Genomic DNA, 12,626 nt, shown 5'->3' with positions numbered 1-12,626 from the left:
TCTCATGACAACTCGTCGTACTTTTTCCGCTAGGAGTTGTTCTCAGATATTGAAACACTAATCTGCTCAAATTTGCATTCAACAACCTTTTGAGTCAGCCTCTTATTTATCACTTTACGCTAGCATCTATTTTTGACAATGTCTCTCCAATCGAATCCTTGATAACGTATGTATCAGGGGCAAAATCATATGGTGTGTCACCTTTATTGATAATGATCATTGGTACATTTGGGCCCTTATACTGAGGAAACATTGAAAATGGGGTCACCTTAAGGCTTGTTCCTAAGACTAATAAGCAATCAGCTTCTTGAATTAGGGTGAGAATATATTCAAAACCCTCCTCCGTAAACCATTCCCCGGCATCCCCAAAGAGGACAACATCAGGTTTAATTAAACGCTGTTTTTCAACTGCCGTTTCGCACTTGCTGCAAACATAAAAATTCGTATTTTCTTCTATTCTTGAAACCATTTCTTCAGTAGTATACTTTTGCCCGCAGTTTAAACAGGTAGCAGTCTTCATTGTCCCATGGAACTCAATCACATTTTTGCTCCCAGCTTTCTGATGAAGCCCATCAATATTTTGAGTGATGATGTGAAGGATTTTGCCTTCATTCTCCCACTTCGTCAAAATTTCATGTCCTTTATTTGGAATAGCATTTGGATGGTGAAGATTCTCCAAAGCAAACTTGTAAAACTCATGAGGGTTATCATAAAAATAATCAATAGAAAGAATGTACTCAGGCGCCATTTTATAAAGACCATTACGTGACCGAAAATCCTTTATTCCCGACTCAGTACTGATTCCAGCACCAGTCAATACAACAATCTTCTTAGCTTTATTTATTATATTTATACACGTCTCCACAGTACCGTTCAAACCGATGCCAACTCCTACTCATTTGCAAAATATAATTCATACCTATGATATCACGGTGGTACATGAGGACGGGTTTTTTTCACTTTTTTTAAGGGAGTATTTCCAACTGGTGAAAAAATGGTTTCAACTGGTGAAAAAACTATTCCAACTGGTGAAAAAACTATTCCAACCGGTGAAAAATCGCTCCCAACTGGTGAATGATCCAATTCGACTAATTAATTCATTTTTCTTAGTAGTAAATTTTTGACTGGCTACTGTTCTTTATATATAAATCTGGACTAACTAAGGAAAAATGATATGTTTTAATAATGAATATGAGTGTAAACCTAATTTTTTTTCGAGAAAAAAGTTCTATAGATTCACTATGATCTGCTCTGCAATATACATTTCGCCTTTCTGCTTATATTTGAGAATGAATGCACCTGGTACACAGTTATCGGTAAGGGTCAAACCAACATGAGCATTGAGGGTATTACCCTCAACTTTCCAATTCACCGATTGATGGAGCGGGAACCTGTGTTTAAAATCGGTTTTACCACAAAGATTGTTTGCTTCCCAAGTATGTCCGCGCCCCTCAACATTTATCTTTTTATCTGTTGCTGTAATCCTGAAGTCTCTCTGTATCGTATGGACAGGATTGTCTATGTCTATTTCCTCAAAGGCTTTCCCGTTAGCCGTTTCTACCTCTTGAAGAATATGAGCTTCTTTTTGTACCACCCAAGTTCCGGTTCCTAAAGTTAAAATAACCACAACTTCCTTTTTGCCATCATCATTAAGATCAATCACATGCAACTCAGGTCTTCGTTCTTCTCTCATTGAAATTTGCCAATCCAGTGGTTCCACTACCGCTTTACCAATCTCTACACGAAAGTTTCTGAAGAGATCATCTTTAGGAAAGGGAGTCGCATAGATAAAAACCCCTTCTTTTTCATTTTTTTCTACCAGCATCTCGGAAGGCATTTTAAGTTCATTAGCATAAGAGATACCGCTTGACCAAACGAAAAATAAACAGCAAAATAAAGCAGCCAATTTTTTCATCGTATCTTCCTTCTTTCTACTAAATATTTTTTAGTATGTATCCTGCTTATTGTTTTAAATCTCACCGCTTTGTGCAAAGGATAGATAGTGCTTCTTCAAATTTCTGTATAAATCTATATATAAAAAACTCAAGCCCTTTTCTAACCAACAAGAAACATTTCATTGTTAAGATCCGTCAAATAAATGAAACAATCTGTAAGGATGGATGTGAAATAAATGAAGACATTTCTAATATTGTTAATGTCGTTAACTCTGGCTGGATGCAGCGGTTTACAATCCCACAGTAGAAATGAGCAGGAAAAACCTGCAGATTCCGCTCATGATCAATCGAATCAACCCGATCAAGGCGACAGCGATGAAAAACCAATAACGAATGACCATGGTAAGACCAATGATACCCCCTCAAAGCCGAAAACTTCCCCCACCAGCCCTGATTCTAAGCCTGATCAGTCCGACCAGGAGATCTTAAAAACATATTTCCCTGCCGAAAACCAGATCAAATACTTCAAGGGAACAGGAAATGAATTTGCTGAAGAGAAGGAAACCGTATTCGAAATGCAGGGCAATTACCTGCCGACCATTGTCAGCAATGGTGGAACCAGCATGTTGAAAATATATAAGCTAACGGATAAAGGGATTTATCTTGTTTACCAGCAGCCCGAGTATTATGAAAAAGACGTGCCGGCAGTCACATCTCTTGAAAAAAATTTTAACGATGTTCCTATCCTGACAAACCCAATAGCTGAAGGCACTGTCATAAATGGATGGAAGATCGTCTCCTCAAAAAAGAATCTCCTCCTCCCGATCGGCTCCATTAAAAAGGCGGTCGTTTTAGAGCAGGAAAATCAAGACGGCAGTATATCAAGACAATACTGGGCACCTAAGTTCGGCCTGGTCAAAAAGGAATTTTATATGAAGGATAGCAGCGGATCTGAAATGCTGATTACATCTGAATTAATGGATACTGACAACAGAAAATAGTTACCAATGCTCTCAAAACGATGTATATATTTATTTTATTTGCTATTTGTTCCATTACCTGCTATTCTTAAGAAGAATTATTTTTGTTCGGTGTAAAGGATAGTAATTTTCGTCTTAATGATCACTTTGGGCAAGGATAGTAACATATTGTGCACATAGCACTAGGAGGCAACAAAAATGGAACAAGGTACAGTAAAATGGTTTAATGCAGAAAAAGGTTTTGGATTTATCGAGCGTGAAGCTGGCGAAGACGTATTCGTACACTTTTCTGCTATCCAGTCCGAAGGTTTCAAATCATTAGACGAAGGTCAAAAAGTAACTTTCAGCGTTGAGCAAGGCGCTCGTGGACCACAAGCTGCTAACGTTCAAAAAGCTTAATTATAGCTTTTAAAAAACAGATCCTCTTATAGAGGGTCTGTTTTTTTGTTGCGTTAAAGACACTAAAAACCTGCTCCATTTCATGAACAGGTGTGGTATCTAGATACGTAACACAGCATCAGAGTTGGTGACCTCTATTCTGGCCCCCTATTAAGTTGCCTCTATTAAAAAGGTGCCAGAGTTTTTATTCCTGGCACCTAATTGCTTAATTTAAATGATATATTACCCCTGTCAAGTCCTCTGAGACTTCCCATAACTTTTTCATAGTGGTTTCGTTATATACCCCTGGCGCAGGTGTTTCAATTGCTGGATTTCCTTTTCGATTCCCTCTTCCATCCGGCCCTACATACTCCCCGCCCTGGAGACTTTCTTCTGTTGCGGCATACAGTGTTGGGAGCACCCCCATTTGGGCAGGCTGGAAAAAGATATTCATAATTCGCTTCATATATCCTGGAGTTTCAGATTTTCCCATTTTAAAGAGATTTGTATTTGATATACCAGGATGACAAGCGATACTAATCGTCTTGATACCATGCAGCTTGAATCGATTGTCAAGTTCCTTTGCAAACAGCAAATTTGCCAGCTTGCTCTGGCCATAAAACTTCATTGCCTTATACCCTTTAGAGCCATCCAAATTATTAAAATCAATCAATGCTCCCCTGTGTGCAATACTGCTCAAAGTTACTACACGTGAACCAGTTGAATCTTTAAGCAATGGCAATAATAATCCTGTTAAAGCAAAGTGACCTAAATGATTGCTGCCGAATTGAAGCTCGAACCCATCTTTCGTCTTACCATAAGGCGGGATCATGACACCGGCATTATTAATCATGAGATCCAATTGATTAAAACGGGATGTAAAAGCATTTGCAAATGCCCTCACACTATTTAGATCCGCCAAGTCAAGCTGCATCAGTTCAACTTTAGCATTATCATTTTCTATTAAAATCGCATTAATCGCAGTTTGCCCCTTTTCCATGTTGCGAGCAGCCATAATGACATGTGCTCCCTTTTCAGCAAGAACTTTAGCCGCTTCAAAACCAATTCCGCTGTTTGCTCCAGTGATAATTACTGTTTTCCCCTGAAGATCGTCATTTAACAAAATAGTAACACCTCAATTTTTCATATTATCCTTTAGTCTATCATGGCTGGCCTTTATGGTCTTCTTGGAGGTTGTCTATACAATTGATAAAAAAAGATTAGGGAACTGAGATACAGTGTGCTATACTGTGAATACCGTTTTCTTTATTGCTTCATTTCCCTGCTCTGTTAAAGAGCGGGGTTTTTTGTTTTATGTGTAAAAGGTTATTGGTGATTTAAAAATTACCAGCCAAGTTTAATACAATCATGTGTAAACAGAAAAAGAACAAGCTCCAGATTAAATGGAGCTTGTTCTTTTTACGATTTAAATGCCTTTAAATGCAAGTCTGTAAATCTCAGCGAGCTCAGATACAAGTGGAAGTTTTGGGTTGGCTGTTGTGCATTGATCTTCAAATGCACGGTCTGCAAGAAGATCGACCTTTGCTTCAAATTCATCCTTTTCTACACCATTCGCTTCAATACTCATTGGAATATCCATTTCCTTTGCGAGTTTGATTATTGCCTGCACAAGACTTTCCACTCCCTCTTCAATCGTGCGTGCTTGCAGTCCGAGGATTCTGGCGATCTCCGCATACCGCTGATCCGCTACAAAGCTTTCGTATTTAGGGAAAGCAGTGAACTTCTTGGGTTTCGTTGCATTATAGCGAATGACATGCGGCATAAGGATCGTATTGGAACGTCCATGTGCGATATGGAATTCTGCTCCAAGCTTATGAGCCAGACTGTGATTGATGCCAAGGAACGCATTGGCAAAGGCCATCCCTGCAATTGTAGAAGCATTGTGCACCTTCTCGCGAGCTACTTCATCGTTACCGTTGCGGTACGCCCTAGGCAAGTATTCAAACACGAGCTGGATTGCCTTAATTGCTAGTCCGTCCGTATAGTCATTCGCCATACAGCTGACATATGCTTCAATCGCATGTGTCAATACATCCATACCAGTGTCTGCGGTAATATGCTTCGGAACGGTCATGACAAATTGCGGGTCAACGATTGCTACGTCAGGTGTTAATTCATAGTCTGCCAGTGGATATTTTATATTTGCCTTTTTATCCGTGATTACAGAGAAGGACGTTACTTCGGAACCAGTTCCTGAAGTAGTAGGGATCGCAACAAATTGAGCCTTTTGCCCAAGCTTAGGATATTTTACGACTCTCTTCCTGATATCGAGAAACTTCTGTTTCAATCCATGGAATTCGGCTTCAGGGTGCTCATAGAACAGCCACATTCCCTTTGCAGCGTCCATCGCGGATCCGCCTCCGAGTGCGATGATGACGTCAGGCTGGAAATTTGCCATCATTTCTGCACCCTTCATCACTGTTTCAATTGATGGATCTGGTTCTACCTCTGAAAAAATTTCACAGTGAACGTAGTCAGGTCGCTTCCTTAAGTGATAAAGCACTCTGTCTACATACCCAAGCTTTACCATTCCTGGATCCGTTACAATGAATGCCTTAGAAATATTCGGCATCTTCGTGAGATACTGGGTTGAATTTTTTTCAAAATAGATCTTTGAAGGGACTTTAAACCACTGCATATTCACATTCCTTCTCGCTACTTTTTTGACATTGATTAAGTTGATTGCACCAACATTCGTGGAAACAGAATTTCCACCGTAAGTGCCGCATCCAAGAGTCAGGGATGGTAAATAGGCATTGTAAATATCCCCAATTGCACCCTGTGATGATGGTGCGTTCACGATTACACGACCTGCCTTCATTCTTAGCCCGAATGCTTTAATGACCTCATCATTGCATGTATGGATTACGGCAGAATGGCCTAATCCTCCGAATTCCAGCATCTCTTCAGCACGTTTTAATCCCTCATCGGTGCTGTTTACCTTGTAACAAGCCAGTACAGGACTTAATTTTTCTCTGGATAGCGGGTATTGTGGGCCCACACCCTTCAATTCGGCAATCAAAATCTTTGTATCTTCAGGAACCACTACTCCAGCCATCTGAGCGATTTTATAAGCCGGCATCCCAACGATATCCGCGTTAACTGCACAGCTATGTTCATTGATCACAAGCTTCTCGACCTTTTCTCTTTCTTCATCGCTGAGGAAATGGCATCTGTTTGAGATCAATTCCTTTTTCACATCATTGTAAATTTCCTTATCGATGATCACAGCCTGTTCAGAAGCACAAATCATACCATTATCGAATGTCTTTGATAAAATCAAATCATTGACCGCACGCCTTACATTTGCTGTTTTTTCAATATAGCAAGGTACGTTACCAGGCCCAACACCAAGAGCTGGCTTACCTGAACTGTATGCTGATTTGACCATCCCTGATCCACCTGTTGCTAAAATTAAGGATATTTTCGAATGATTCATTAATGCTTGAGTAGCTTCAAGAGATGGTGTCTCAATCCATTGAATGCAATCTTCAGGAGCACCTGCTTTAACAGCAGCATCCCTTAAAATCCTCGCAGCTTCACTGCTGCATTTTTGCGCAGATGGATGGAAGGCAAAAATGATTGGGTTACGCGTTTTTATAGAAATCAGTGCTTTGAACATCGTTGTTGAGGTTGGGTTTGTTACCGGAGTAACACCTGCAATTACACCTACAGGCTCAGCAATCGTGATCATGCCTTCATGTTCATTTTCATCAATGATGCCCGCCGTTTTATCGTACTTAATGTTGTGGTACACATATTCAGTTGCGAACATATTCTTGATGATTTTATCTTCATATACACCTCGTTTGGTTTCTTCGACCGCCATTTTTGCAAGCTGCATATGTTGATCCAGTCCAGCTAGCGCCATTTCCTTTACGATGGCATCGATGCTTTCCTGATTAAGCTCACGCATTTCCCCAAGAGCCTTAAGCCCTTTTTCCACCAGGCTATCGACCATTTTAATTACCGGCTGCTGTTCCTTCATTACTTTTTCTGTTGTCGCCATGTGTATAACCTCCAATTAATTTGGTTTCGAATTACTTTCGTCGGATTTGTTTATTGGTATGTTGTATGTAGCCATTGCTGGTAAGACGGTTATTATTTGTTTGTTTGTGATGTATTTCACAATAAGTTTCAAAAAAATATTTCACTCACAAACTGGATTTCTCGGAATTTTTTCAAAGGATAAATCCGTGATGTATCTTGAACCACTTTTCACGATGATGACAAAGTTAACTGTCCAGATGTATGCCGGGATGTTTTCATTCTCTATGAACATCATCGCTTCAAACTCATCACCGACCAATTCTTCAAAAACCTCCTGCGTATAAGTTTCGGTATCAGTAGAGAAAGGCTTAAATTCGCAATAAATCATCTTCACTCACTCCTTTTTCCTTTTCTAATTAAAGGATATCATATGATAAGAATAATAGTTTGTGAAATATTGAACAATGTTTGAACTTTAATCATTTATATAATTGCCTGTTTATTGAGTGATTTGAAGTTACTGATACTCATAAAAATAAAGCGCTTTCATTTTATTTATTATATTAAAATAGAAACTATTAAAAATATCGTTGAGTTTAATTTTGTATTTTTAATTTCATTATATATATCTTCTTTCGATCATTTAAATTTTGGGCCTGTGTTAAACTCGACTGTTGTTTTTTGCTTTTTAGGCTTTGTTATAACTGAATGTTGATTTCACTGTGTTTAATAAATAAAAGGTAAAATTCCGTTTAAATTGAGAAATAGCCTTATTTCCTTAAAAATACAGGAAGTTTTTCCTTTTATATTATCCAAACCTTTGGATTTTGTCTTATTTAGAGTAGTTTATCGGAAGATCTCCGGTTATATCTGCTTCTTAAGTATTCTCTATATACAATAGCCTGAAATTCTCCGTCTATTAATTGTCATACTTACACGAAAAACAACAATGAAGTATAACAGAGAGAAATATCCGAGAAACGTCAGCATATTGAAGACGAAACTAACTTCGGGTTCTAAAATAAAATGTGTCCAAATCTGCTTAATCAACAAAAATTTCTTCCACCTTTAAAATCGTAAATAATATGGAACAAGGTATCCTAAAATATCATACATTGGCTAAAAAGTAGGGCTCATCTATAGAATCCCTTGCTTTTTTAGCGTCAATACCCTTCACAAACATTTCACTGGAATACCATTTTATGTTTTCATATTTTGTTCACAATTACCTGCGAAAGAGGACAAATTTCTATGTTAGAATCATTATTACAAACATACCACTGTGATTTTAATCACACCTTTTGCCACAACTTACCGCCTTTTTTAGGTATAGTTTTGAAATCTTTGTGAACAGATGAGCAAAAGTATGTGATATAATGAACAAGGTTTTTTATCTGAAAGGAGCTGCAGTCAGTGATGAAGAAATCAAAACTTCTATTGCTCTCACTCACCTCAATGATCGCCGTACTGTTATTGAGCGGCTGTGAGAATAATATGGTCGTGTTCAATCCAGAGGGACCGATCGCAAGGCAAATTCTCGATTTAATAAACTTTTCAATTGCATTGATGCTATTAGTTACGGTTGTCGTATTCGGCCTCTTCGCGTTCATCGTATGGAAATACCGAGAACGCAAGGACAATATGGGATATGAGCCGCCAGAAGAACATGGCAGCACTGTATTGGAAATCATATGGACTGTTATCCCAATCCTGATTATCGTCGCTTTGACTATCCCGACGGTAAAAACGATTTACGCAATAGATGAAGTACCTAAAGGCTATGAGGACAAAGAACCTCTTGTCATTAAAGTGACTTCGGCTGACTGGAAGTGGATTTTCAGCTACCCAGAGCAAGGAATTGAGACGGTTAACTACGTTAATATCCCTGAAGACCGTCCAGTTGATTTCAAGCTAACCTCAGCTGGAACCATGCAAAGCTTCTGGGTCCCTGCACTTGGCGGCCAGAAATATACGATGGCACATGCTGAAACACAGCTTTATCTTCTAGCTGATAACCCTGGCTCTTATGTTGGCCGAAATACGAACTTCAATGGGAAGGGATATGCTGGCATGGAGTTTGAAGTCTTGTCTCAAACACAAGAAGATTTTGATAAATGGGTTAAAGAAGTAAAAGAAACTGCTCCAAAGATGACGTTAGCAGAGTATGAAAAGATGCTTGAGCCTTCTCACTTTGGGCGCAAGACATTCTCAAACACTCACTTAGACTGGGTCGACCATTCTGACCATAATTCAAAGAACTACACAAATCCAGAAATGTATTATCCAGGACATGGCTGGCCAGGTAAAATCTTTGAAGATGAAAATAACTATAAAAATAAAGACGGCAACAATGAACAAACAAATCATGAAAACCATGAAAATATGAATCACAAAGAATCTGAAACTACTGACGAGCACGGGGGTGAGCATAGTGGGCATTAAATGGGATGAATTTTTTGTAACAGGCGATCCATTGATTTTTGCTTCTCAAATCGGAATTGCCCTGACGATGGTTGGTATCATCGCTGCACTTACCTATTTTAAAAAGTGGAATTGGCTTTGGACAAATTGGCTGACCACTGTTGACCATAAGAAAATCGGGATCATGTATATCCTGGTCGGTGTGGTCATGTTTTTCCGTGGCGGAATTGACGGCTTGATGATGAAAGGCCAGACAGCCGTACCTGAAAATACCTTCCTGAACGCACAGCACTATAATGAAGTATTCACAACTCACGGTGTCATCATGATCCTTTTCGTTGCGATGCCGCTATTGATTGGACTTATGAACTTTGTGGTTCCGCTGCAAATCGGTGCCCGTGACGTTGCTTTTCCACAGTTGAACGCCCTTAGCTTCTGGCTTACAGTAGCCGGTGCGGCGCTCTTCAATATTTCGTTCATTATCGGTGGTTCACCGGATGCCGGCTGGACTTCCTACTTCCCTCTGGCAGGCAAAGAATTCAGTCCTGGTATCGGGAACAACTTTTACGCAGTAGCCCTGCAAATTGCAGGTGCTGGTACATTGATGACGGGTATTAACTTCGTTGTCACAGTGTTAAAAATGAGAACAAAAGGCATGACATTGATGAGGATGCCGATGTTCACTTGGACATCTTTCATCACATCAATCATTATTGTAGCGAGCTTCCCTATTTTTACAGTTGCTCTTGCCTTAATGACTTTCGACCGCACATTCGGTACCCATTTCTTCACAATATCCGGTGGCGGTATGGATATGCTTTGGGCCAACCTTTTCTGGCTTTGGGGACATCCAGAAGTTTACATCGTTGTCCTGCCTGCATTCGGTATGCTGTCAGACATCATTTCAACATTTTCTAGAAAAACGCTTTACGGCTATAAATCAATGGTCATTTCAATTATCATGATCTCTGTTTTAAGTATGCTTGTATGGGTTCACCACTTCTTCACAATGGGCAACAGTGCTGGTGTAAACTCATTCTTCTCGATTACAACAATGGCAATTGCCATCCCTACTGGGGTTAAAGTTTTTAACTGGCTGTTCACAATGAGAAAAGGCCGAATCAAGTTTACGACTGCGATGCTCTGGTCACTTGCATTTGTACCGAACTTTGTAATCGGCGGTGTAACGGGTGTCATGCTTGCTATGGCGGCTGCTGACTATCAGTATCACAACACATTATTCCTAGTGGCGCACTTCCACTATGTACTAATACCAGGTGTAGTGTTCCCTATTTTTGCTGGCCTTTACTTCTGGTGGCCGAAGATGTTTGGCTATATGCTGAATGAAAAAATTGGTAAATGGCATTTCTGGCTGTTTGTGATCGGCTTTAACGTCACATTCATGCCAATGTTCTTCCTTGGTCTTGATGGTGCAGTACGCCGTGCTTACACCTATTCAGCAGAAACTGGGTTTGCTCCATTAATGATGTTGTCAGCAATCGGTTCAGTGATTCTTGCAGCTGGCTTTGCAGCGCTTGTTTATAACATTTACTGGAGCGCGCGTCATGCTGACCGCAACATTGGAAATGACCCTTGGGATGCGAGGACTCTTGAGTGGGCAACTGCTACTCCTGTCCAGCACTACAATTTCGCTTCCCTTCCAGATGTGAAAAAGATCGATGCTTTCTGGGATATGAAAAAGAACAATGAAATCCAGCCATTGAGCGAAGATGAAATTGAAGAAATCCACTTGCCAAGCAATACTTGGATCCCAATTTACATGGGTGTCGTATTCGGAATCGCAGGCTTCCTGCTTGTATTCGAATGGACAATCGCTGCAGGTGTGGCTGCTCTTGGAATCTTTGCTGGTCTTGCTTTCCGTTCATTTGATTATGATGAAGGCTTCCATGTCCATAAGGATGAAATCATTGAAACGGAAAGCAAATGGAGAAATGTACGCAAAGGAGTGAAGAACCATGTCAGCTAAAGTCAATGCAGCTTTGCCGCTTGAATACCAGACTGAACAAAACAGGATGAACATCCTTGGCTTCTGGATCTTCCTTGGAGCGGAAATCGTACTTTTTGCCACTCTATTCGGAGTGTACGGTGTACTTGGACACCGATATGCCGGCGGACCTACACAACAGGATATCTTTGTTGTAAAAGACGTGATGATTCAAACATTCCTATTGCTAACAAGTAGTTTCACTATGGGAATTTCGATCCATGAGATGCGCCGAAGCAACATCAAAGGCATGCTGATGTGGCTTGTTTTTACACTGCTGCTCGGCGGCGGCTTCTTGTTCATGGAAGTACGAGAATTCATGCATTACGTACATGAAGGTGCGACGATGCAAACTAGCGCGTTCCTTTCAAGCTTCTTTATCCTGCTTGGCACGCACGGCTTGCACGTTACCATTGGTATCGGCTGGGCTACACTATTGATCATCCAAATCCTGAAGCGTGGCTTGACGCCAATCACAGCCCGTAAGACATTCATCTTTGGTCTTTACTGGCACTTCCTGGACGTAGTTTGGATTTTTATCTTCACATTCGTATATTTAAGAGGGTTGGTGATGTAAATGGATAATCACTCAAAAGGTTTCCCAATCAGCCATGTCCTTGGATTCTTCATGTCACTGATTTTAACGTTAGGTGCAGCGTGGGTTGCTCTACAGACATCTTTATCTATGAAAGCGGTCATGTGGATCATCGGCTCACTCGCTGTTGTCCAGGCCGGCATCCAGCTATATATGTTCATGCATATTAATGAAGGCGAAGACAAGGTGACGAACAATATTAACATCCTATACTCTGCGTTCATCGCTGTCGTCATCGTAGCAGGATCTATCTGGGTAATGTATTCCGGACATTCACATTAAACATAAATGGAAAACAGGCGTTCCAAATGGACGCCTGTTTTTTATTATTGGCTTGGAAA

At 40.2% G+C, this 12,626-nt stretch carries 11 protein-coding genes; 6 read left to right on the top strand and 5 right to left on the bottom strand.

Annotated elements, in window-relative coordinates; genetic code table 11:
- Nucleotides 1-109: 109 nt before the first annotated feature.
- Both V7654_RS11730 and V7654_RS11725 read right to left on the bottom strand, forming a co-directional pair.
- Nucleotides 110-877 carry an NAD-dependent protein deacylase gene (locus tag V7654_RS11730; protein WP_335430516.1) on the bottom strand — a complete coding sequence of 256 codons (768 nt, stop codon included), beginning with the start codon at nucleotides 875-877 and terminating at the stop codon, nucleotides 110-112.
- Nucleotides 878-1,228: 351 nt separating this feature from the next.
- Nucleotides 1,229-1,915 carry a hypothetical protein gene (locus tag V7654_RS11725; RefSeq protein WP_335430515.1) on the bottom strand — a complete coding sequence of 229 codons (687 nt, stop codon included), beginning with the start codon at nucleotides 1,913-1,915 and terminating at the stop codon, nucleotides 1,229-1,231.
- Between the two features lie 240 nt (nucleotides 1,916-2,155).
- Between V7654_RS11725 and V7654_RS11720 the strand changes: the two genes are divergently transcribed.
- Nucleotides 2,156-2,896, top strand: coding sequence for a hypothetical protein (locus V7654_RS11720; protein ID WP_335430514.1), 741 nt, complete (start codon nucleotides 2,156-2,158; stop codon nucleotides 2,894-2,896).
- A 177-nt stretch (nucleotides 2,897-3,073) separates the two neighbouring features.
- Nucleotides 3,074-3,274, top strand: coding sequence for a cold-shock protein (locus tag V7654_RS11715; RefSeq protein ID WP_207497661.1), 201 nt, complete (start codon nucleotides 3,074-3,076; stop codon nucleotides 3,272-3,274).
- A gap of 205 nt (nucleotides 3,275-3,479) precedes the next feature.
- On the opposite strand, the gene V7654_RS11710 is transcribed toward V7654_RS11715, so the two are convergent.
- The 3 genes from V7654_RS11710 to V7654_RS11700 all read right to left on the bottom strand — a co-directional run bounded on the left by V7654_RS11710 (nucleotide 3,480) and on the right by V7654_RS11700 (nucleotide 7,652).
- Nucleotides 3,480-4,376, bottom strand: coding sequence for an oxidoreductase (locus V7654_RS11710; protein WP_335430513.1), 897 nt, complete (start codon nucleotides 4,374-4,376; stop codon nucleotides 3,480-3,482).
- Between the two features lie 303 nt (nucleotides 4,377-4,679).
- Nucleotides 4,680-7,283, bottom strand: a complete 2,604-nt coding sequence (gene adhE / locus V7654_RS11705; protein WP_335430512.1) for a bifunctional acetaldehyde-CoA/alcohol dehydrogenase — start codon at nucleotides 7,281-7,283, stop codon at nucleotides 4,680-4,682.
- 141 nt (nucleotides 7,284-7,424) lie between these two features.
- On the bottom strand, nucleotides 7,425-7,652 hold the full coding sequence (locus V7654_RS11700; protein ID WP_335430511.1) for a hypothetical protein: 228 nt from the start codon (nucleotides 7,650-7,652) through the stop codon (nucleotides 7,425-7,427).
- Between the two features lie 1,028 nt (nucleotides 7,653-8,680).
- On the opposite strand from V7654_RS11700, the gene qoxA reads away from it, so the two are divergent.
- The 4 genes from qoxA to qoxD are packed head-to-tail and all read left to right on the top strand — an operon-like array spanning nucleotide 8,681 to nucleotide 12,567.
- The gene (qoxA, locus tag V7654_RS11695; protein WP_335430510.1) at nucleotides 8,681-9,706 is read left to right on the top strand and encodes a cytochrome aa3 quinol oxidase subunit II; all 1,026 of its coding nucleotides are present in this window, start codon (nucleotides 8,681-8,683) and stop codon (nucleotides 9,704-9,706) included.
- The gene (qoxB, locus tag V7654_RS11690) at nucleotides 9,696-11,672 is read left to right on the top strand and encodes a cytochrome aa3 quinol oxidase subunit I (protein ID WP_335430509.1); all 1,977 of its coding nucleotides are present in this window, start codon (nucleotides 9,696-9,698) and stop codon (nucleotides 11,670-11,672) included. The genes qoxA and qoxB overlap by 11 nt, the downstream gene beginning before the upstream one ends.
- Entirely contained in the window at nucleotides 11,662-12,267 is a 606-nt protein-coding gene (gene qoxC, locus V7654_RS11685; RefSeq protein WP_335430508.1) for a cytochrome aa3 quinol oxidase subunit III, read from the top strand. Before qoxB ends, qoxC begins: the two co-directional genes overlap by 11 nt.
- On the top strand, nucleotides 12,268-12,567 hold the full coding sequence (qoxD, locus tag V7654_RS11680) for a cytochrome aa3 quinol oxidase subunit IV (protein WP_335430507.1): 300 nt from the start codon (nucleotides 12,268-12,270) through the stop codon (nucleotides 12,565-12,567).
- Nucleotides 12,568-12,626 lie beyond the last annotated feature (59 nt).

Origin of the sequence: Bacillus sp. JJ1609, from assembly GCF_036967045.1 — a bacterium.
Taxonomy (GTDB): Bacteria; Bacillota; Bacilli; order Bacillales; family Cytobacillaceae; genus Mesobacillus.
Note: the sequence above shows the minus strand (reverse complement) of the source record. Positions and strands in the feature narration are given on the sequence as shown.

Bases quoted from the DNA above. Each gene is read 5' to 3' on its own strand.
- V7654_RS11725 (WP_335430515.1), bottom strand. From the start codon at position 1,915: ATGAAAAAATTGGCTGCTTTATTTTGCTGTTTATTTTTCGTTTGGTCA.
- V7654_RS11720 (WP_335430514.1), top strand. From the start codon at position 2,156: ATGTCGTTAACTCTGGCTGGATGCAGCGGTTTACAATCCCACAGTAGA.
- V7654_RS11715 (WP_207497661.1), top strand. From the start codon at position 3,074: ATGGAACAAGGTACAGTAAAATGGTTTAATGCAGAAAAAGGTTTTGGA.
- adhE (WP_335430512.1), bottom strand. From the start codon at position 7,283: ATGGCGACAACAGAAAAAGTAATGAAGGAACAGCAGCCGGTAATTAAA.
- V7654_RS11700 (WP_335430511.1), bottom strand. From the start codon at position 7,652: ATGATTTATTGCGAATTTAAGCCTTTCTCTACTGATACCGAAACTTAT.
- qoxA (WP_335430510.1), top strand. From the start codon at position 8,681: ATGAAGAAATCAAAACTTCTATTGCTCTCACTCACCTCAATGATCGCC.
- qoxC (WP_335430508.1), top strand. From the start codon at position 11,662: ATGTCAGCTAAAGTCAATGCAGCTTTGCCGCTTGAATACCAGACTGAA.
- qoxD (WP_335430507.1), top strand. From the start codon at position 12,268: ATGGATAATCACTCAAAAGGTTTCCCAATCAGCCATGTCCTTGGATTC.